This is a genomic window from Methylosinus sp. Ce-a6, assembly GCF_009811655.1.
Taxonomy (GTDB): Bacteria; Pseudomonadota; Alphaproteobacteria; order Rhizobiales; family Beijerinckiaceae; genus Methylosinus.
This window is the reverse complement of the sequence record NZ_BGJX01000020.1, coordinates 40,281-60,567: the sequence shown is the minus strand read 5'-3', so window position 1 is coordinate 60,567 and position 20,287 is coordinate 40,281. Positions and strand designations below refer to the sequence as shown.

Below are 20,287 nucleotides of genomic sequence, written 5' to 3'. Positions count from 1 at the left end.
GCGAACCACTGGTCGGCGCCGGATTTGCGGCTCTTCTAGACGGCGCGACCCCAACGCCTCGAGGAGCCGAGATGAGAAAGAATCAATTGCTCGACGACATTTACGAGCTGTGCCTTCGCCGCTGCGACACGATTTTCTACTCGATCGTGGCGATCGTCACCCTCGCCCGCGCGATCGTCGACTTCCAGGAAAGCGCATTCAGCGTCGAGCTCTACTCGGCGCTCGTCAACGTCGTCGGCTATCGCGAATTGCTGCGGCTTTTCCTGTGGGCGCGCGTCAATCCGCGCTATGCGATCGCCTCGCTCTATGGCGCGGTCATCGCTTCGGCGCTGCCGGTGCTGTTCACGCATCCGAGCGCTTTCCTGTTTGAATGCACGGTGTACCTGCTGCTGCGCGTCGCCGCGAATCTGCTGTTCGGCCTCGATGAGAAGCAGGTGGTGAAGCTCTATCGCGAGGTGCTGTTCGACTATTACAATCGCAAGCCGCCGCAAAAGCGCGACCGCAAGCGCCGCAAGTCGCTGCTCGAGCTGCTCGGCCTCGAGGAAGGCTTCGCGCCGGGAACGGCCTGAGAGGGGTCATCCCTTCGGCCCCGTCTCCGGCATGGCGACGACGACCAGCGCGAGCCCGGCGAGCGCGATCAGCGCGAGCGTCAGAAAGCCCGCGGCGTAGCCGCTCGCCGTGACGATGAAGCCCGCGACGGAAAGGCTCGTCGCGCCGCCCACACCCTGCACGAATCCGAGGCCGCCGCGCGCGAGGCTGTAATGGCCGGTGCCGCGCATGATGTCGGCGAGCACGAGCGGCAGCAGCGCGTCGAACAAGCCGCCGCCGACGCCGTCGAGCAATTGCGCGGCGAGCAGAGGCAGTGGCGTCTCGGCGAAGACGCAGGCGAGATCGCGCGCGAAGAGCGCCGTGAAGGCGAGCACGATGAGCGGCTTTCGGCCGATGAGGTCGGCGCGCTCGACGAGCAGCGCCATAGCGATCGTCGAGAGCTGCGCGAGGATGATCGCCGCCGAGGTGACGCCGCTCTCGAGCCCCGGATTTTCCGAAGCGAGCCTCTGCGCGATGAGCGACAGCGTCGGCGCATTGGCGAAGTTGAACAGCGCCGCCGCCGCCGCATAGACGACCAGCGTGCGGTAATGCAGGAGATCGCGCAGCCGACCGGGCTGCGGCGGATGCGCGGGATCGACGTCCTCGAGCCCGCGGGCGCGTCGATGATCGATCGCCGAGGCGCGAATGTCGAAGGCCGCCCGCGCGGCGAGCGCGGCGAAGATCGGCGCCAGATAGAAGGGCGCCGTCTGCGCGGCGAGAACGCCGACGAAGCCCGCGATTCCGGCGATGAAAATATTCCCGGCGCGATCGAAAGCCGCATTGCGGCCGAGCCGCTCGGCGAGCGCCTCGCGGCCATAGAGGCCGAGCGTGATCGCCGCCACGGTGGGCGCGAACACGGCGCCGAGCGTCGCCATGACCACATCCGCCGCGACGACGACCGGAACGCTCGGCGCGTGAATGATGGCGAGCCCGCAGGCGCAGAGGACAAAGCTCGAGAGAACCAGCAGCTCGCGCTTGGCGCGCGTGCGGTCGATGAAGGCGCCGACGGCGGGATGGGCGGCGATGCCGACGAGCCCGCTGACCGTGAGCACGGCGCCGATCGCCGCCTGGCTCCAATGCGCCTGCGTGAAGAGAAAGACCCCGATGTAGGGCCCGAGCCCGCCGCGCACATCGGCGAGGAAGAAGTTGAGCCGGTCGAGAGCGTCGAAGCGCATGGCGGCGATGATCCCGCGGCCCCCCGCGGGTCAAACGCCCGAGCCGGGGATAATCGCCGTTTCCGAGGCGCCGCTTTTGGGCTAAGCAGGATTTCGAAAAAGTGGGAACCGGTCTTTCGAGAAAAATCCTGGGCGGCGTTATGGGGCAGTTCTTCCGGGACAGGCTGCGGCGTCTCAGGGACCGGCTGGCGTCGAGCCCACGCTTTCAGCGGCTCGCCGCCGCCCATCCGCTGACCCGGGCCGCGGCGCGCCGGCGCGCGCGCGCCATGCTCGATCTTTGCGCCGGCTTCGTCTATTCGCAGGTGCTGCTGGCCTGTGTGAAGCTGAAGCTCCTGGAGCTGCTGCTGGAACAGCCGCGCGACCTGGATGAGATCGCGCAAAAGCTCGAGCTCTCGACCGACGCCGCCGCCCGGCTGCTCGACGCCGCCGCCTCGCTCGGCCTCGTCGAGCGGCGCGGCAAGGGGCGCTTCGGCCTCGGCGATCTCGGCGCCGCGCTCGTCGGCAATGAGGCGGCGCTCTCGCTCGTGGCGCATCAGCCCATGCTCTACGCCGATCTCGCCGACCCCGTCGCTTTGTTGCGCGGCGACGAATCGGCCGAGCCGCGGCTCGCCGAATATTGGCCCTATTCCGGCGCCGAAAACCCGGCCGAGCTCACGGGCGAGGAGGTCGCGCCCTATAGCGCGCTGATGGCGGCCTCGCAGCCGCTGGTCGCGCAGGAGCTGCTCGACGTCTATCCGATCCGCCGCCACAAGACGCTGCTCGACGTCGGCGGCGGCGAAGGCGCCTTTCTCGCCGCCGCGGCGGCGCGCGCGCCGAGATTGCAGCTGATGCTCTTCGATCTGCCGGCCGTCGTCGAGCGCGCCCGCGCCCGGCTCGACGCCGCGGGGCTCTCCAAGCGCACGAGCTTCTTTTCCGGCGATTTCCTCGCCGATCCGCTGCCCAAGGGGGCGGATGTGATCACGCTGATTCGCATCGTCCACGATCATGACGACGCGTCCGCGCTGGAGCTCTTGCGCAATGTGCGCCGCGCCCTGCCGCGCGACGGGACGCTGCTCATCGTCGAGGCCATGTCGGGCGTCGAAGGGGCGGAGCCGCTCGACGCCTATTATGGCTTCTACACGCTCGCCATGGGCCGCGGCGAGCCGCGCACCGTGGCCGAGCTGCAGAAGCTCGCGAAAAAGGCGGGCTTCGGCCGCTTCCGCCTGCTGAACAACCCCATGCCGGTGGTCGCGAGCATTCTGGTCGCGAGGCCCGACCCGGATTATCACGGCCCTTGAGGGCGCAGCGCCGACTTGCTGCGCCGACTTGCCGCGCCGGTGCGCGACCGCCATGTCTCCCGGAAGGGAGACCGGGCCGCCGATGACGATCGAACCTTTGATTCTCACCACCGCGCGCGTCTGCACCTTCGACGGGCAAACTCCGCTGACCAACGCCAGCGGCTTCTTCTTCGAGCGTGGCGAGCGCCTGTTCCTGGTGACGAGCCGCCATGTGCTGAGCGATGCGGCGAGCGGGCATTTTCCCGACCGCATCGAGATCGAGCTGCATATCGACGCCGAGAATATGGCCAAGTCGACGGGCTTCTCGATCCCGCTCTATGAGGATGGCAAGAGCGTCTGGCGCCAGGGCGTCGACGCCGGCGGGGAAGTGGATGTGGCGGCGATCGAGATCGAACGGCAGGCTCTGCCGGAGCCGACCATCTACCGGGCCTTCACCCCGGCCAATCTTCCCGGCGGCTTCGATCAGGTCGAGATCGGCTCCTCTGTGCTGATTCTCGGCTTTCCGCTCGGCTTTCACGACACATTGCACCACATGCCGGTGGCGCGGCAGGGGGTCGTGGCCTCCTCCTTCGGCCTGCGCTTCCAGGGCCAGGGATATTTTCTGACCGACGCGCGCACCCATAGGGGCGCGAGCGGCGCGCCGGTCGTCGCCCGCGCGCCGGCGCTGGAGGCGGGGCAGGGCGATCTGCCCTGGACGCTGCTCGGCGTCCATTCGGCGCGGCTCGACGTCGGCCGCGACGCCCGGCAGGACGAGGCGCTCGGGCTCAATTGCGCCTGGTACGCGGACATTCTGCTCGCCCTGACGGAAGGCTGAGCGGCGCCGCTTTGCGCCTTGTCCGGCGATTTGGTAAAGGGCGCGGCAGTTTCGTCAAAGCGCGCGTCGCGCCCGGCCGCCAGGACACTCCGCCAGGACACTCCGCCCACCAGGACACTCCGCATGGAAAAATTCGTCACCCTGACCGGCGTCGCCGCGCCGCTGCCGATCATGAATGTCGACACCGACATGATCATCCCCAAGCAATATCTGAAGACGATCGCCCGCACCGGCCTCGGCAAGGGCCTCTTCTCGGAGCTGCGCTATAGGGACGACGGATCGGAGAATCCCGATTTCGTTCTCAACAAGCCGGCCTATCGCGGCGCCAGAATATTGGTGGCGGGCGACAATTTCGGCTGCGGCTCGTCGCGCGAGCACGCCCCCTGGGCGCTGCTGGACTTCGGCGTGAAGGCGGTGATCTCCACGAGCTTCGCCGACATCTTCTATAATAACTGCTTCAAGAACGGCATTCTGCCGATCAAGGTCGCGCAGGCCGATCTCGACAAGCTCATGGACGACGCCGCCCGCGGCGCCAACGCCACGCTGACGATCGACCTTCCCTCCCAGGAGATCCGCGGCCCGGATGGCGGCGTCGTGAAATTCGAGATCGACCCGTTCCGCAAGCACTGCCTGCTCGAGGGTCTCGACGACATCGGCCTCACCCTGCAGAAGGGGAGCGCGATCGACGCCTTCGAGGCGAAGTCGGCGGCGGCCCGTCCCTGGGCCTGATCGCGGCTTTCTGGATTGCAAAAAAGTAACGAGGGTTTTTTGTCGGGCAGGCTTAGGATCGCGGCGAGACGGCGCGATCCTCGCGTTCCGTTTCTCTCGTGAGGGCGCCCAGGCTTGAGCTTCCGATCCGACATTTCCGCGCGCGATTCCGGTGGATCCGGCCTGCTGGCCCGGATCGCGGAACGGCTGCGCCTGCGTCGGCGCGCCGCGCAAGCTGGGTCTGCGGCCCGCCTCGAGGCCGAAATCGACGTCTGGAAAGGAGACGGCGCCGAAAATTTAGGCGCCGAGGAGACCCCGGCGGGTTTCGCGGCGCGCGAGGCGTCCGAGGCGGTCGAGAACGGCGTGTCGGCGCATGAGGGCGTGCTGTCGGTCCAGCACCTCGCCAAATCCTACAAGTCCCGCCGCGTCGTCGAGGATGTGAGCCTGCATGTCGCGCGCGGCGAGGCGGTGGGGCTGCTCGGCCCCAATGGCGCCGGCAAGACCACGGTTTTCTACATGATCACCGGGCTGGTGAAGCCGGACCGCGGCATAATCGCGCTCGACGGCTATGACGTCACCGGCCTGCCCATGTATCGCCGCGCGCGACTCGGCATCGGCTATCTGCCGCAAGAGGCGTCGATTTTCCGGGGCCTCAGCGTCGAGGACAATATTCGCGCCGTGCTGGAGATCACCCAGCCGGACAAGAAGCTGCGCGAGCAGGAGCTCGACGCGCTGCTGGAAGAGTTCCGCCTCGAGCGGCTGCGCCGCACGCCGGCGATCGCGCTCTCGGGCGGCGAGCGGCGGCGCTGCGAGATCGCCCGCGCGCTCGCCGGCCGCCCCTCTTTCATGCTGCTGGACGAACCCTTCGCCGGCATCGACCCGATCGCCGTCGGCGGCATTCAGGATCTCGTGCGCCATCTGAAGGCGCGCGGCATCGGCGTGCTGATCACCGACCACAGCGTGCGCGAGACATTGGGTCTGACCGACCGCGCCTACATCATCTACAACGGCCATGTGCTGACCGAGGGAACGCCCGAAGAGATCGTCGCGCATGCGGACGTGCGGCGCATCTATCTCGGCGAAGATTTCCGCATGTGATTGCGGAGCGGGAGCGTCGCAGCGATTAACCGCTAGGCGGTTTTCCCCGTGGGCGCCGAATAAATGGTCCTGCGCCGGTTCCCACCCCGTGCTATAAGCAAGAAACAGGCCGAGAACGGCCGCTGCGCGGACCTTCGCGCCGCGCGCAACGGCGGGCAGTTTCGAGTAGGCGGAAAATGGCGATTTCCACCAAACTGATGATGCGTCAGGGCCAAGCCCTGGTGATGACGCCCCAGCTCTTGCAGGCGATCAAGCTCCTGCAATTCTCCAATCTCGAGCTTTCCGCCTTTCTGCACGAGGAACTGGAGCGCAATCCGCTGCTCGAGGCGGTCGAATCGGACGATTTCCCGGACGCGCCTCAGGAGCGCGGCGAGGGCGACGGCGGAGAAACGGGCTTCGACGGCGTCGGCGAGCCGCGCGAGGGCGACTGGGCGCAGGACAGCCTCGCCGTCGACGCCGGCCAGCTCGCCGCCGAGCTCGGCACGGAGATCGGAAACGCCTTCGAGCTCGAGGGCCAGCGCGGCGCGTCCGCCGACGCCTCCGGCTCGCTCGAGGGCGCGGGCCTCTCGGCCAATTCCTGGACCGGCGCGAGCGGCGTCGGCGGGGACGGAGAGACGCCCAACCTCGAGGCCTATGTCGCCGCCGATGCGAGCCTGCACGACCATCTCGCCGAGCAGCTCGCGCTCGCCTCCTCCGACCCGCGCGACAGGCTGATCGGCCACGCCATCATCGACGCGATCGACGAGACCGGCTATCTGCGCGAGGACATAAACGAGATCGCCGCGCGTCTCGAGGCCGATTTCGAACGCGCCGCCGCCGTGCTGGCGACGATCCAGACCTTCGACCCCTCCGGCGTCGGCGCGCGCGACCTGCGGGAATGTCTCGCGATACAGCTGCGCGAGCGCGATCGTCTCGATCCGGCGATGCAGATCTTCATCGCCAATCTGCCGCTGCTCGCCAAGCGCGACTTCCCCGCTCTCGCACGTCTCTGCGGCGTCGACGAGGAAGACATTGCCGATATGGCGGCGGAGGTTCGCCGCCTCGATCCCAAGCCCGGCCGCGCCTTCGGCGGCGCGCCCATCCAGCCGCTCGTCGCCGACGTCATCGTGCGCCCGGCGACCGACGGAAGCTGGATGGTGGAATTGAACTCCGACGCGCTGCCGCGCGTGCTGGTGAACCATTCCTACGCCGCGCGGGTGAGCGCCGGCGCCAAGCGCGACGGCGACAAGACCTTCATCTCGAGCTGCCTGCAGAACGCCAATTGGCTGACCAAGAGCCTCGAGCAGCGCTCCCGCACAATTCTCAAGGTCGCCTCCGAGATCGTGCGGCTGCAGGACGCTTTCCTCGCCAAAGGCGTCGAGCATCTGCGCCCGCTCAATCTGCGCACCATCGCCGACGCCATCGGCATGCACGAATCGACGGTTTCGCGCGTTACCTCCAACAAATATATGATGACGCCGCGCGGCATATTCGAGCTCAAATATTTCTTCTCGGCCTCCATCGCCACGACGAGCGGCGGCGAAGCGCATTCGGCGGAGGCGGTGCGCTACAAGATCAAGCAGATGATCGACAAGGAGAGCCCGCTCGACGTGCTGTCCGACGACGCCATCGTCGCGCGCCTCAAGGAGATCGACATAGACATCGCCCGGCGCACCGTCGCCAAATATCGCGACAGCCTGCGCATTCCCTCCTCCGTGGACCGCCGCCGCGCCAAGCAGGCGATGATGCGCGAAAATGCGCCGGCGCTCTGAAGGCGCGAGCGCCACGCCGATGCAGAGGCGCCTGGGCGCCGCAGGATTGAGCAATTCGCTCGCCCATTGACTTCATTGGCAGGGACACTTAGAGCCTGTCGCCGAAACGGGGCGGACGCTCAAAGTGTCGTCGGCCCGTCTTCCGCCATGTTCGAAGGGCAAGAATGACGCTCGGACGCTGGACCGACGGTTCGATGCTCACGAGACCATCCCGCGAGATTTTTTGAGCAACGCGCTTCCGCGCCCCGCCGCGAGCGCTCGAATGGACGAGGCAAACCTCACATGTCGTTGCGCGTGTCGGGCAAGAACATAAATATCGGCGAAGCCTTGCGGACCCATGTCGCCGAGCGGTTAAAGACGGCCGCAGGCAAATTCTTCGACGGCGAGATCAGCGGTCATGTGACGATCTCGCCGGAAGGATCTGGTTTTCGGACCGATTGCAGCCTTCATCTGGTCTCTGGCGTCGATGTTCAAGCCGACGGCCGCGCCCAGGAGCCCTACGCCTCCTTCGACCAGGCCGCCGACCGCATCGAGAAGCGCCTGCGGCGCTACAAGAGCCGCCTGAAGGATCATCACCCGATCGTCGCCCGCGAGGGCGAGGGCGAGGTCGCCCTGAGCTATGTGCTGGAGGCGCCGGATCAGGAGCAGGACGCGCCCAAGGACTTTGCGCCGACCATCGTCGCCGAAGCGACATCGCGGCTGCGCCGGCTAGCGCTTTCGGCCGCGGTGCTCGATCTCGATCTGACCGGCGCGCCAGTGGTGGTTTTCCGCAACGCCGACACGGGCCGGCTCAATGTTGTCTATCGGCGCAGCGACGACCATATCGGATGGATCGACGCGCCGGGCGGCGAATAGGACGGCATATATCTTGCCTTTCGAATGGATGCGACAGCTGTGAGGGCTGCTATGCTCATTATGCGCGAGCGAGGTTCGCCCGGGGCCCCCGAGAACGGCGCTAACCGCCGCAAAGGGTCGCGGCGCAGCGGCGGAACGCGACGCATTCTTTAAAAGAAATCGAACTCGCGCGCGCGACACGCGCGGCGGCGGAGCTCGGCCCGGACAAGGCTCGAATGGGATAGACGCCACATGCGGCTCGCGGATTTGCTCTCCACCGAAGCGGTCATTCCCGCGCTCAAGGCGAACAACAAGAAGCAGGCGCTCCAGGAGCTGAGCGAGAAGGCGGCCGAGATATCCGGCCTGCCCGCCCGCGAGATATTCGACGCGCTGCTGCAGCGCGAGCGCCTCGGCTCCACGGGCATAGGCGACGGCGTCGCCATTCCGCACGGCAAGCTCGCGCGAATCAAGACGATTTTCGGGATTTTCGCGCGGCTCGAGCGGCCGATCGACTTCGACGCGCTCGACGGCGCGCCGGTCGACCTCGTTTTTCTCCTGATCACGCCGGAGGCGTCGGGCGCCGATCATCTGAAAGCGCTGGCCTGCGCGGCGCGCGTGCTGCGCGACCCTGCGATCGTCGCGACGATTCGCGCGACGCGGGACTCTTCGGCCCTCTATTCGATCATCGCGCAGACCTCCACGCCCCACGCCGCCTGAGGCGTCCGGGTCGGCGACGCTCGGCGGCCGCGCCGCGACGAGCGAACGGGCCGCGGATTACTCCGCGGCTGTTCTCGGCTTGCTGTGCGAGGCGTGACCGCCCTTGCGTCCGGCTTCGGAGGCGAGCTGGTGATCGCGGGAAAAGCTCCGCTTCGTCGGATCGACGCTCTGCCCGCCCTTGCGTCCGGCCTTGGCCGCGAGCTCGGGGTTCTGGGAGAAGCTGCGCTTTTCGTCGGGGACGTTCTGGCCGCCCTTGCGCGCGATCGCCCGCTGCTTCTCCGGATCCATCGAAGCAAAGCCACGGTTCGACTTTTTCTGTTCCTGGATCGCCGTCATCTTTTCTACCTTCTCTTATCCCCCGGGAGTCAACGCCCGAGTCAAGACAAGGTTGCGCTCTATTCGCGCTCGATAGAAGTTTTTTTTGCCGCAATTTGGCCTGTGGTCTTTACGTACGAAATCGAGCTATTACCTAAGCTATGGTCTATTTATTCACTTGTGCTTATCATTGTATTTGAGATGCGAGCGTCTATCGAAAAACAAAGCTTGGCTGATGATGGCTTTCAAGCTGTCGACACTGAATGGCTTGGCGATCAGAAAGGCCGGCTCCGGCGGCTCGCCGGTCAAGAATCGCTCCGGATAAGCGGTGACGAAGATCACGGGCGTCGAGAGCGAGCCCAATATTTCATTGACCGCCTCGAGGCCCGAGCTGCCGTCCGCCAATTGAATATCGGCCAGAATGAGGCCGGGGGGAGTCCTGGAAATGGCCTCGACCGCCTCTTTATGGGTGCGCGCCACCGCGACGACGCGATGGCCGAGCTCCTCGACGAGGCCGCGCAGATCGAGGGCGATCAGCGGCTCGTCCTCTATGATCAGCACATCGGTCGCCAATTGGCCCGCGATCTCCGAGCTCGCCGTGTCGATCAGCGCCGCCGCGCGCGTCTCGGAGATGGAGAGCGCGCGGGCGATCTCGCCGAGCGAGAAGCCCTCGAGCGCGCCGAGCAGAAAAGCGATGCGCGGCTGCAGGGAAATGGCGTCGAGGTTCCGCCGCGCGCCCGCCTCGTCGCCGGGCGCGACGCCGGAGGTGTCCGTATGGGCGTTGATCGGGCTCGACGTCCAGATTTCCAGAAACAAGCGATAGAGGGAGATTTTCAAATCCTCGTCCGCGACGAGGCGGGTCGGATCGGCAATGGCCGTCTCGAGCGTCGCCAGAACATAGGCGTCGCCCCCTTCCTGGCTGCCGGACAGGGCGCGCGAGAAGCGCCGCAGATAAGGCATGTGCCTTAGAATCGCCTGAGAAATGGACATGATGTCCCTCGTTTCGCGTTGCGAAAATCACGCCGTCATGGCGCGCCCCTGCTGCGTCAAATCGCCGCCATGAATATAGGAACCATAGATACGGGAACTATTTGGTAAAATTAACGTTGTGAGTTGGTCGGCGCAATGCAGTACTAGCGCGGCCGCGTCCGCTCGCCAGAGTTGGGCCTCACGATAATTCTCGAGGAGCAGATGGTAAAAAGCAGCCGGAAGTCCACTGCCGCCGCCTTGAGCACAACCGAAACCCGAAACACAGAGGACGAGACCACGGACGACATCGCTCCGCCGCCGGCGGAAAGCGGCGCCGAGGGGCTCGTGGTCTTGAACTCCCGCCGCCCATTGCGGAGCCTTCGCTCCAACCAGACGCGCAACGACGTCGGCGAGCAGATCGGCGAGCAGCTTCGCAGCCTCTATGAAGACGTTCTCAACCAGCCCATTCCGGATCGATTTCTCGAACTCTTGAACCGGCTGGAGAGCGACCCGATATCCCCGACACGGTCGAAAACGCCCGGGGAGGGATAGTGTCGACGTACGAAGCGGCGAAAGCCGGAGGAAAGGGGACGAAAGCCGACCTGGTCGCGGCGATCCCCAATCTGCGCGCATTCGCTGTTTCGCTCTGCGGCAACGCGGACCGCGCCGACGACCTCGTCCAGGAGACCTTGGTCAAGGCCTGGAGCAGCCTCGCCTCCTTCACCGAAGGCACCAATCTCACGGCCTGGCTGTTCACCATTCTGCGCAACATCCATTACAGCGACTATCGCAAGCGGCGCCGTGAGGCGCCGGATCCCGACGGCGCCATCGCCGCGCGGCTCGTCTCGCTGCCGGCGCAGAACGCCCATATGGATTTTCTCGACTTCCGCTCGGCGCTGCAGAAGCTTCCGCTCGACCAGCGCGAGGCGCTGATTCTGGTCGCGGCGTCGGGCCTCTCCTATGAGGAGGCGGCGTCGATCTGCAATTGCGCGCCCGGCACGATGAAGAGCCGCGTCAACCGCGCCCGCAACCGGCTCGCCGAGGTTCTCTCGCTCAGCTCGACGAGCGACATAGGCGATTGCTATTTCATCGGCGAGCAATCGATTCTGCCGCGCACGGGCAATGATTGATAGACGGGACGAAATGCCCCATAGGGAAGCTCGAGCCTGAATTTTTCAAGCGAGCGAGACCCGGGCGAGACCAATGACCGAAAAGACGACCGAATTTCGAACCGAGCGCGATTCCTTCGGCGACATAGAGGTTCCCGCCTCCGCCTATTGGGGCGCGCAGACGGAGCGGTCGCGGCGGAATTTCCCGATCGGCGTGGGCCATATGCCGATCGAGATCGTCCATGCTCTGGCGCGGGTCAAGCTCGCCGCCGCCGAGGCCAATCTCGAGAAGGGTCTGCTGAAGGGCGAAGTCGCGGCCGCGATTTCCGCCGCGGCGCGCGACGTGATCGACGGGAAGCTGGACGAGCATTTTCCGCTCGTCGTCTGGCAGACCGGCTCCGGCACGCAGTCCAATATGAACGTCAACGAGGTCATCGCCAATCGCGCCAACGAGGCGCTGGGGGCCGGCCGCGGGGCCAAGTCGCCGGTTCATCCGAACGACCACGTCAATCTCGGCCAATCCTCCAACGACAGCTTCCCGACCGCGATTCACGTCGCCGCGGCCATCGCCATCTCGCAGCGGCTGCTGCCGGCGGTGGAGCGGCTGCGCGCCGCGCTCGCGGCCAAGTCCGAGGCCTTCGCGCATATCGTGAAAATCGGCCGCACCCATTTGCAGGACGCGACCCCGGTCACGCTCGGCCAGGAGTTTTCCGGCTACGCCGCTCAGGCGGAGTTCGGCGCCAAGCGCCTTCGCCAGGGGCTCGAGGATTTGTTCCTGCTCGCCCAGGGCGGCACCGCCGTCGGCACCGGCGTCAACACCTATAAGGGTTTCGCCGAGGCCGTCGCGGCCAGGATCGCGGCGCAGACGGGGCTGCCGTTCAAGACGGCGCCGAATAAATTCGAGGCGCTCGCGGCGCATGACGCGGCGGTCTTCGCCCATGGCGCGCTGAACGCCCTCGCCGCCGGCCTCTATAAGATCGCCTGCGACATTCGCCTGCTCGGCTGCGGCCCGCGCGCGGGGCTTGCCGAGCTGAAGCTGCCGGAGAACGAGCCCGGCTCCTCCATCATGCCGGGCAAGGTCAATCCGACCCAGGTCGAATCGCTGACCATGGTCTGCGCGCGCGTCTTCGGCAATCATGCGACGATCACCTTCGCCGCGTCGCAGGGCCATCTCGAGCTGAACGTCCTGAAGCCGGTCATTGCCGCGGCGCTGCTCGAATCGACGATCCTGCTCGCCGACGGCATAGACAGCTTCATCACCCGCTGCATCGACGGCATCGAGCCGGATGAGGCGAACATAAAGAATTTCCTCGATCGCTCGCTGATGCTGGTGACGGCGCTCGCGCCCAAGATCGGCTATGACGCCGCCTCCAAGATCGCCCGCGCCGCGCATCACAATGGCACGACCCTGCGCGAGGAGGCGCTGAGGTCCGGCAAGGTGACGGAAGCGGAGTTCGACGCGCTGGTGCGGCCGGAGAATATGCTCGCGCCCAACGATTGAGCATCATTGCGAGCGCGACCCGCACTTTCAATCTTCCAATCATCTTTCCGTCATTGCGAGGAGCGCAGCGACGAAGCAATCCAGGGGGCCGCCCCGCGGCTCTGGATCGCTTCGCTCCGCTCGCAATGACGGCCCTGAACAAAAACTATTTTATCACGCAGGCGCGCGCGATTCTCTCGAGACGCGCGCGTCCTTCGTCTGTCGTCGCATCTGGAAGAGCGTCTTGCCGCGCCGCTTCGCGCGCCGCGCAATCGCAAGCCGTCGCGCATCTTCGAGCGTCGGCCCCCGAGGCGACGCATTGCCCGCGGCAGGCCTCCTCGAATCGCGAAGCCTGCGTCGGCGCCGCCAGCATCGCCACGGCAGTGAAGCCCGCGAAGAACACGGGCTGGTGGAGGAGATAGAGGGCGAGACTGCGCCGCCCGAGAAAGGCGAGGCCCCGCGTGACCGCGCCGGCGCGCAAGTCCATGGGGGCCGTCAGGCGCAAGCACGCGAGCTTCCCCGCGCCGACGCCGAAGAGCAGCGCGCCCGCCCATGGCGCGAGCGGCCGATAGTCATTGGTCAACGGCTCGAAGGTGGAAAGCCCCGTCCACCAGAAGACGGGCGCATCGAAGCAAGACGCCCGCGCGAAGAAGGACGCAGCGATCAGCGCGAAGCCCGCGACGAAAGCGGCCGGCCAGGGCCAGAACAAAAACGGCAGAGCGAGAAGGCTCGCCGCCGCGATGCAATGCAGAATGCCGAAGAAGACGAAGCTCGCCGGGAAAGCGACATAGGTCGCGCCGCTCACCAGCAGCGCCGCGCCGAGGACGAGCGCGAGCCTGCGCCAATAGGCCCGCGCGCCAAAGACGGCTCCATGCGCGAGCGCCAGCGAAACGCCGGCGATGAAGAGAAAGCTCGCCGCGATCGCATGGCCGAAAGCCTTATAGGCTTGCGTATAGGGAATATCCGGATCGATATGGCCGAAATGGCCGAGATCCCAGCCGAAGTGATAGGCGAACATGGCCAGCACGGCCAGGCCGCGCGCCACGTCGAGCCATAAGAGCCGCGCGGTCATTTGACCGCCGTCGTCGCCGCCGACTGGAATTTGCCGAACACCATATCCGGCGCCGAGAGATTATGCCGCGAGGGCGTATGGCGGCCGACCCATATTTCCGTCGCCGGCGCGCCGGGAAAGCCGATGACGGGCGATTCCTGCCAGCCGACGCCGCGCTTCGTCCGCCAGGCGACGAGCGCGGCGTCGCTCATCGATTGCGTCGTATACATGGACCGCAGCGATGCGAAGGGCAGGCCTTTCGGCATGGCTTCGGCATAGGAGACGTCGAGCACGATGCGATCCTGATCGATGGAGGCGATGCGCAGCTTCGCCTCGCCGCCGCGCCGAAAACGCAGGGTGAAGCTGCGCGTGTCGGGATCGAAGACGATGTCCTCGAACGCCACGATGGGGCGCTCCTGCACCTCCACCGGGCCGATGAGGAAGGACGAGCCATAGGCCGTCCAGCGCATGTCCTCGAAGGGCAGGGGGCGCGCGCGCCAATAGCCGTCCGGCGGATAGAAGACGAGAATTTCTTCGGCGCGCTCGCGATAGCTCATCCAGAGCTGCACGAGATGAATGCCCTTCTCCACGCGGTCGCCGACGCGCACGGGCACGTCATTGGGCCGCCAGAAAGAGGGGAAGGTGTAGCCGACCAGCCAGAATTCCGGGGTCTCCCAGAAGGTGACCCGGCGCGCGTCGGCGGCGAATTTCGGATCATGCGAGAGATCGCAGCTCGTCCAATCCGGCGCCCAGCGATCCGAGCCGATCATGCCGATGTAGGACGGATGAACCGCCTGCACGCGCATCCGCCGAACGTGCGGCGAGACGAAATCGAGCTCGATATTGTCCTTCTCGGCGCAGAGCTCGGGCACGGATTTGTTCTCGATCCGCACTTGCAGATCCTCCTCCGCCTCCAGCGGCTGCTGCGCGAAGGACCGCCCGGCGAAGGGCAGGCTCGAGGCGGCGAGGAGAAGCCGGCGGCGGTCGATGAGCAAAGCGGACATGGCGGGTCGGGGTTTCCTGTTGCGGCGGGCGCCGCAGATATTATTGCGCAGGGCGCAGGGCGAAAACATGGAAAGGCGAGTGCTCGAGTGGGATTTTCTCGAGGAAGGGAAAGCGCTCGCCGCGCGACAGCGCCGCCGCGAGCCCGTCAGGCGCGCGTTCGACGAGAGCGTTTCCGGTCTCCCCGCCGGAACACCAGAGCACGAGCTCCGCGCCCGCCGCGCGCAGCAGGCGCTCGGCCGCGGCGGGCTCGGCGAGAAAGACCTCCACCGCGAGGCGATTGCCGCGATTGTCGCGATGATAGGGCGCGGCATAGACGCTATGCGGCGTGAAGGCGAGAATATGCGCGCCCATGTCGATGGGCGCGACGATGCGGGCCGGCGGCAAGGCGGCGAGGGACGAAAAGGCGGAAGCCTCGAGGCAGGCGCGGCGCGTCTCCTCAGGCGCGGCGCCGCCTTCCGATCGCAGCGCCAGCGCGAGGCCCATGGGCGAGACGCAAAGGCAGAAGAGGCCGACGGCGAGCCCGCGCAACAGCGGCGTGACGCCGGCGAGCCGCGCGGAAATCGCGGCCGCCGCGCCGGCGAGCCCCATCATGGCGAGCGGCATGACGGAAGAAAAGACGCGGATCTGCCAGAGCGCCGCGCAAAAGCCGACGAGGATCGCCGCCGCGAGCAGCGCCCAGCGCCCCCGTGCGACGCCCTTTTCACGCCAGGCGAGGACGAGCGCCGCGAGCAGTCCCAGCAGCGCCGGCGCCGCGGTGGAGACGACCAGGGTCGTATCGGTGAGAAAGGCCTTCAGCGGCTTCGCTTCCGTGACATGGGCGAGCCAGAGATCGCGCAGCAGCGGATCGAGCCCGACGAGCGGATCGCCGAGACATTGCGGCGCGCTGGCGACAAAGGCGCCGAGCGCCGCCGCGCCGACGAGGCCGAGACCGACGATGCGGCGCGAAAGCGTGTCGAGACGCGGCGCGAAGGCGGCCAATGCCGCTAGGCCGAGCGCGCCGACGAGGATCGCGCGAATATGGACCGCCGAATAGGCGTCGCAAGCGGAGAGCCCATAGCGCGACGGCGCGACGGTCGCCGCAAAGGCGAGCGGCGCGAAAAGCAGCAGGCCCAGAGCGAATGAGCGCAGGCGCCGCGACGCGGCTTCGCCTTCGAAGAGAAAGAGGACCGCCGGCGCCGGCAGCAGCACGACGAAAAAAGGGAGGTTTTCGAGGCTGATCGAAAGCGACAGAGCGAGAGGCGCGGCGGCGGCCGCGAGCGCCGAGGGACGCTCCGCGTCGAGGCCGAGCGCGACGAGGCCGAATGTCGCCATCAGCAGAACGATCTGCGGCGCATGATGGTCGATGCGTCCCGGCGAGAATTGCATGAGCATCGGCGCCGAGAGAAAGACGAGCCAGACGGCGACGACGCGTGCGGAACGATCGGCGAGAACGCGCGCGACAAAAGCCGCGAGCGCGAAGAGAAGAGCGAGGCAGAGGAAGGGAAAGACGAGCCGCGTCGCCCGCTCCGCCATCTCCGGAGCGAGAAAGACGCGGAACGCGAGCTCCAGCCCGGCGAGCGGCGCATCGACGACGCGCGACCAATGCATGAACAGCCCGTCCGGCGGATCGAGCCGGGGCGCCGTCATATCGAACCAGGACTGGCCGGCGATGAGATCGCGGACCTGCGCCGCGCGCATGGCGTCGTCGGAATCGTAGAACTCGCCCGCGCCCCATACGGCGCGCGCACGGGGCGACGAGAGCAGAGCGGCGCCGGCGAGCGCTGGAAGAATGGCGCCGAGAAGTGGAAATTCGCCGCGGGTCCCCGTGCGAATCTCCGCCGTCCGGCCGGCGAGCGTCGTCACGCCGAGCCTCTAGAGCGTTTCCAGCCGAAGTGGAGGCCGGTTCGGCGTTGGAAACGCGTCAAAATCGAAACCATAGAGTCTTTCCATGTTTCAATGAAACATGGAAAGACTCTCGCGACGGGCGTCGGCGCGGCGAACAAAAGAGCGCGACGCGCAGTGAAGTTGAACAGGAAGACGAGCGCCGCCGTCGGGATTTTCGCGAAGGCGGGATCGACGCCGAAACGGCCGACGAGAAGGAGCATCAGCGCCTCGGTGAGCAGCAGGCCGAGAAGGCCGATCGCGCAAAAGACGGAAAATTCCGACGCCGGCCGCACGCTGCGCCGATCGCGGAACACGATCGAGACGCTGAGCGCATAGATGAGCGCGAGCCCGCTCGAAAAGCCGATCGCCGCCGCGACGAGATAGGGAAGCCCGAGCGTCTTGTGACAGAGCAGCAGCAGGCCATAGTCGAGCGCCAGCGCCGCGCCGCTCGCGAGCCCATAGGCGATGAGATCGCGCAGCAGGCGCGCGGCGGCGAAGACGCGGCGCGGCGACACCTCAGGCGACACGCTTGGGCGCGAGCCGCTCGCTCGCGAGCGCCTGCCGCGCGCCGGAGACGCCGGCCTCCGAATATTCGGCGTCCTCGTTCACGCCCCAGACGTCATAGATCGCGCGGCCGGCGACGATGTTGAGCGCGGTCAACATGCCGGTCATCATCGCATGATCCTGATTATTGTATTTGTGCATTCCGTTGCGGCCGACGAGATGCAGACCTGGATAGCGCGTCGAAAGCTCGAGGCGGATCGCCTGCACATTGGCGGCGTAGCAATCGTCATAGACGGGATAGGCCTTGGGCTGGCGCACGACGCAGGCGTCGCGCACATCCTCGGCCTTCATCAGCCCGATCTTCTCGATTTCCCGCGTGGCGAGCGCGACGAGCTCCGCGTCGGCGCAATTCCACAGCCCGTCGCCCTCGAAGCAGAAATATTCGAGCCCGAGACAAGTGGAAACGCCGTCGGCGATCATTTCCGGCGACCAGGATTTGAAATTCTGCACGCGGCCGACCTTCACCGACGGATCGTGAATATAGACCCAATTGTCGGGGAATTCGTTTTGCGGCCGGCCGATCAGCACGACGGTGAGAAAATCGCGATAGGCGAGCGAGCGCGCATTGAAGAGGCTCAAAGGCGTCGGCGTCAGCGCATTCATCACTTCGCGCAGCGGCGCGGAGGAGAGCACATTGCGCGCACGATAGGTCTCGGTCGCGCCATTGGCGTCGCGCGCGGTGATCGTCCACAGCCCGCTCGCTTCGTCGAAGGCCAGCGCCTCGACCTCGCGTCCCATTTGCAGCCGGCCGCCGAGCTTCTGCATCTTGCGCGCGGCGGCCTCCCACATCATGCCGGGGCCGCGGCGCGGATAGCGGAAGGATTCGATCAGCGTCTTCGCCGTCTCGCCCGATTTGCCGAGCTTCAACGAACGGCGCAAGCCGTCGACGATGGCGGCGCCGAGGCTGAGACCCTTGATGCGCTGCGCCGCCCAATCGGCGGAAATCTGGTCACAGCCCATGCCCCAGACCTTTTCCGTATAGGTCTTGAAGAAAATGCCGAAGAGGCGCTCGCCGAATTGATTGCGCACCCATTGATGGAAGCTGCGCGGCTCCTTCACCGGAAAGGCCTTGGCGAAGGCGAAGGACGCCATGCACAGAGCGCTTTCGACGAGGCCGAGATTTTTCAGCGCCTCGAAGGCTCTGAGCGGATAGGCGTAGAATTTGTCGCGATAATAGATGCGCGAGAGCCGCGGCCGCTCGATGAAATCATGCGGGAGAAGCTCATCCCAGAGATCGACGATCTCCTTCGACTTGGAAAAGAATCGATGGCCGCCGATATCGAAGAGAAAGCCCTTGTAGCTCGCGGTGCGGCTGATGCCGCCGACATATTTCTCGTCCTGCTCGAGGACGAGAACCTCGTGTCCCTGCTTGGCCAGGACATAAGCGGCGGTGAGGCCGGCGGGCCCCGCGCCGATCACTATCGATTCGATGATCTCGCCCATGACGGCCCTGAAATGCGTGGCGCGCGCCGGCCGGCCGCGTCACACGGCGAGGCTCACGGCGCATAGGGGACTATGGATGCGCTTTGGTTAATGCGCTGTTACGCTCGCGTTGCCTGGGGGAGGCGCAAGCGGGCGCTGCGGTCGACCGGGAGACCATCATTCTCTGTGTGCATTGGCGCTCTAGAGTCTTTCCATGTTTCAATGAAGCATGGAAAGACTCTAAGCTTTTGTTTTAACGCGCTTCCAACGCCGAACCGGCGTCCACTTCGGCTGGAAGCGCTCTCGAGCGCATTCAGACATGATTTGTCCGAATGCGCTCTAGATAGGAAACGGCGAAGCCAAAAGGGAACCGAGACGGAGCGACGCAGTGGACCTTCCTTCGCCGACACTCTTTTTCGCGCCTCCCCGAACGCATTTCGCGATGATGGACGCGCAGCGCCGCGCCCTAGGCCGACTCCTGGAATTGTGCGGGTTCGGCCCCGATGAATGCGCCTATCGCGTTGTTCTCGAGGGCCGCCATTGGCGGCTGCGCGAATACGCCTCCGTCGACTGCCATGCCGCTGTGCTCATCGTCCCTGCGCCGATCAAACGGCCCTATGTGTGGGACTTGTCGCCTTCGACGAGCGCCGTGCGCGAGTGCCTCGATCGCGGTTACGAGGTCTACCTCGTCGAGTGGACGCCGGCCTCGGATGATTGTCCTCCGCTCGGCATTCTCGATTATGCGGGCGAAGCCGTCTCGCGATGCGTCGCGAAAGTGCGGGAACGCACGTCGGACGATCCGTCGCTCTTCGGCCATTCGCTCGGCGGAACATTCGCGGCGATCTACTGCGCTCTCGAGGGAAACATTCGAAGCCTCGTGCTCCTGTCGGCGCCGCTGTGCTTCGAGGTCGGATCCAGCCGCTTCCGAGACTCCCTCGTGACGTTGTTTCCGCAAGTCATGTCCGACTCGGGCGCAACGTCAGGCTCGTTTCTCTCGCAAGTGAGCGCTCTCGCCTGTCCCCAGGCTTTCGTATGGGACAAGCTCGCAGATGCGGCTCTGAGCGCTTTCGATCCTGCTTCGCTCGAGATCGAGGGGCGTGTCGAACGTTGGATACTCGACGAGTCGTCGCTTCCGGCGAAGCTCGTCTCGGAGATCGTTCAGCTCCTGTATCGGGAAGACCGTTTTTGTCGCGGGGCGCTCGAGATCGGCGGCCAAACGGTCGGTCCGAAAAACATCGAAATTCCCACGCTCGCGGTCGTCGACGCCGCGGACGACATCGCGCCGCTCGGCTGCGTCGCGCCATTCCTGAACGCGATGGCGTCCGCGGAGCGGCGCATCATCGAATATCCCGGCGAGAAGGGCGTCGGCTTGCAGCATCTCGCGCTGCTCGCAGGTCCGAAGGCCCATGCGGAGATCTGGCCACAAATTCTCGGTTGGCTCGACACGCAGCATGAGAGCCTCGAGTAGCGAGCGCGGAGGCCGCTTTCCTGCCTGCGGAGCCGCTGGCGCCGGCGTTCCCCTTCGACTTTCCGGAACGGCTTCGCGT

General features: G+C 66.0%; 20 protein-coding genes. 12 read left to right on the top strand and 8 right to left on the bottom strand.

The window, feature by feature from the left end; all coding sequences use genetic code 11:
* Window positions 1–71 precede the first annotated feature (71 nt).
* Window positions 72–569, top strand: coding sequence for a hypothetical protein (locus Mspo_RS13480; RefSeq protein WP_159730554.1), 498 nt, complete (start codon window positions 72–74; stop codon window positions 567–569).
* Window positions 570–575: 6 nt separating this feature from the next.
* Here the strand turns inward: Mspo_RS13480 and Mspo_RS13475 are convergent, their stop codons facing one another.
* Window positions 576–1,763: an MFS transporter gene (locus Mspo_RS13475; RefSeq protein WP_159730553.1), complete on the bottom strand. Its 1,188-nt coding sequence runs from the start codon at window positions 1,761–1,763 to the stop codon at window positions 576–578.
* Window positions 1,764–1,903: 140 nt separating this feature from the next.
* On the opposite strand from Mspo_RS13475, the gene Mspo_RS13470 reads away from it, so the two are divergent.
* From Mspo_RS13470 to ptsN, 7 genes are all read left to right on the top strand, one after another.
* Window positions 1,904–3,040 carry a methyltransferase gene (locus Mspo_RS13470; RefSeq protein WP_159730571.1) on the top strand — a complete coding sequence of 379 codons (1,137 nt, stop codon included), beginning with the start codon at window positions 1,904–1,906 and terminating at the stop codon, window positions 3,038–3,040.
* A gap of 82 nt (window positions 3,041–3,122) precedes the next feature.
* Complete coding sequence (locus tag Mspo_RS13465) at window positions 3,123–3,854, top strand: serine protease (protein ID WP_159730552.1); 732 nt, start codon at window positions 3,123–3,125, stop codon at window positions 3,852–3,854.
* Between the two features lie 123 nt (window positions 3,855–3,977).
* A complete protein-coding gene (gene leuD / locus Mspo_RS13460) occupies window positions 3,978–4,583 on the top strand; it encodes a 3-isopropylmalate dehydratase small subunit (protein ID WP_159730551.1) in 606 nt (201 codons plus the stop codon).
* Window positions 4,584–4,748: 165 nt separating this feature from the next.
* Window positions 4,749–5,660 (top strand): LPS export ABC transporter ATP-binding protein, encoded by a 912-nt coding sequence (gene lptB / locus Mspo_RS13455; RefSeq protein ID WP_159730569.1) that lies wholly within the window; start codon window positions 4,749–4,751, stop codon window positions 5,658–5,660.
* A gap of 176 nt (window positions 5,661–5,836) precedes the next feature.
* Window positions 5,837–7,411, top strand: a complete 1,575-nt coding sequence (gene rpoN / locus Mspo_RS13450) for an RNA polymerase factor sigma-54 (RefSeq protein WP_159730550.1) — start codon at window positions 5,837–5,839, stop codon at window positions 7,409–7,411.
* Window positions 7,412–7,693: 282 nt separating this feature from the next.
* A complete protein-coding gene (raiA, locus tag Mspo_RS13445) occupies window positions 7,694–8,266 on the top strand; it encodes a ribosome-associated translation inhibitor RaiA (RefSeq protein WP_159730549.1) in 573 nt (190 codons plus the stop codon).
* Window positions 8,267–8,497: 231 nt separating this feature from the next.
* Window positions 8,498–8,962 (top strand): PTS IIA-like nitrogen regulatory protein PtsN, encoded by a 465-nt coding sequence (gene ptsN, locus Mspo_RS13440; RefSeq protein WP_159730548.1) that lies wholly within the window; start codon window positions 8,498–8,500, stop codon window positions 8,960–8,962.
* Window positions 8,963–9,019: 57 nt separating this feature from the next.
* Here ptsN and Mspo_RS13435 read toward each other — a convergent pair whose 3' ends face one another.
* Both Mspo_RS13435 and Mspo_RS13430 read right to left on the bottom strand, forming a co-directional pair.
* A complete protein-coding gene (locus Mspo_RS13435) occupies window positions 9,020–9,298 on the bottom strand; it encodes a KGG domain-containing protein (protein WP_159730547.1) in 279 nt (92 codons plus the stop codon).
* 153 nt (window positions 9,299–9,451) lie between these two features.
* Window positions 9,452–10,267 (bottom strand): response regulator, encoded by an 816-nt coding sequence (locus tag Mspo_RS13430; protein ID WP_159730546.1) that lies wholly within the window; start codon window positions 10,265–10,267, stop codon window positions 9,452–9,454.
* Window positions 10,268–10,468: 201 nt separating this feature from the next.
* Between Mspo_RS13430 and Mspo_RS13425 the strand changes: the two genes are divergently transcribed.
* The 3 genes from Mspo_RS13425 to fumC all read left to right on the top strand — a co-directional run bounded on the left by Mspo_RS13425 (window position 10,469) and on the right by fumC (window position 12,856).
* On the top strand, window positions 10,469–10,798 hold the full coding sequence (locus tag Mspo_RS13425; protein ID WP_159730545.1) for a NepR family anti-sigma factor: 330 nt from the start codon (window positions 10,469–10,471) through the stop codon (window positions 10,796–10,798).
* The gene (locus tag Mspo_RS13420; RefSeq protein WP_159730544.1) at window positions 10,798–11,376 is read left to right on the top strand and encodes a sigma-70 family RNA polymerase sigma factor; all 579 of its coding nucleotides are present in this window, start codon (window positions 10,798–10,800) and stop codon (window positions 11,374–11,376) included. Before Mspo_RS13425 ends, Mspo_RS13420 begins: the two co-directional genes overlap by 1 nt.
* Before the next feature lie 73 nt (window positions 11,377–11,449).
* The gene (gene fumC / locus Mspo_RS13415; RefSeq protein ID WP_159730543.1) at window positions 11,450–12,856 is read left to right on the top strand and encodes a class II fumarate hydratase; all 1,407 of its coding nucleotides are present in this window, start codon (window positions 11,450–11,452) and stop codon (window positions 12,854–12,856) included.
* Between the two features lie 145 nt (window positions 12,857–13,001).
* Here fumC and Mspo_RS13410 read toward each other — a convergent pair whose 3' ends face one another.
* Genes Mspo_RS13410 through Mspo_RS13390 form a run of 5 tightly spaced genes read right to left on the bottom strand, consistent with a single transcriptional unit; the run spans window position 13,002 to window position 18,761 of the window.
* Complete coding sequence (locus tag Mspo_RS13410) at window positions 13,002–13,907, bottom strand: heparan-alpha-glucosaminide N-acetyltransferase (RefSeq protein ID WP_159730542.1); 906 nt, start codon at window positions 13,905–13,907, stop codon at window positions 13,002–13,004.
* Window positions 13,904–14,890 carry a hypothetical protein gene (locus Mspo_RS13405; RefSeq protein ID WP_159730541.1) on the bottom strand — a complete coding sequence of 329 codons (987 nt, stop codon included), beginning with the start codon at window positions 14,888–14,890 and terminating at the stop codon, window positions 13,904–13,906. Before Mspo_RS13405 ends, Mspo_RS13410 begins: the two co-directional genes overlap by 4 nt.
* A 40-nt stretch (window positions 14,891–14,930) precedes the next feature.
* The gene (locus Mspo_RS13400; RefSeq protein WP_159730540.1) at window positions 14,931–16,733 is read right to left on the bottom strand and encodes a hypothetical protein; all 1,803 of its coding nucleotides are present in this window, start codon (window positions 16,731–16,733) and stop codon (window positions 14,931–14,933) included.
* Entirely contained in the window at window positions 16,730–17,281 is a 552-nt protein-coding gene (locus Mspo_RS13395) for a GtrA family protein (RefSeq protein WP_244613438.1), read from the bottom strand. Before Mspo_RS13395 ends, Mspo_RS13400 begins: the two co-directional genes overlap by 4 nt.
* Complete coding sequence (locus tag Mspo_RS13390) at window positions 17,271–18,761, bottom strand: NAD(P)/FAD-dependent oxidoreductase (protein WP_159730539.1); 1,491 nt, start codon at window positions 18,759–18,761, stop codon at window positions 17,271–17,273. Before Mspo_RS13390 ends, Mspo_RS13395 begins: the two co-directional genes overlap by 11 nt.
* A 421-nt stretch (window positions 18,762–19,182) precedes the next feature.
* Between Mspo_RS13390 and Mspo_RS13385 the strand changes: the two genes are divergently transcribed.
* Window positions 19,183–20,208 carry an alpha/beta fold hydrolase gene (locus tag Mspo_RS13385; protein WP_159730537.1) on the top strand — a complete coding sequence of 342 codons (1,026 nt, stop codon included), beginning with the start codon at window positions 19,183–19,185 and terminating at the stop codon, window positions 20,206–20,208.
* The last annotated feature ends 79 nt before the right edge of the window (window positions 20,209–20,287 follow it).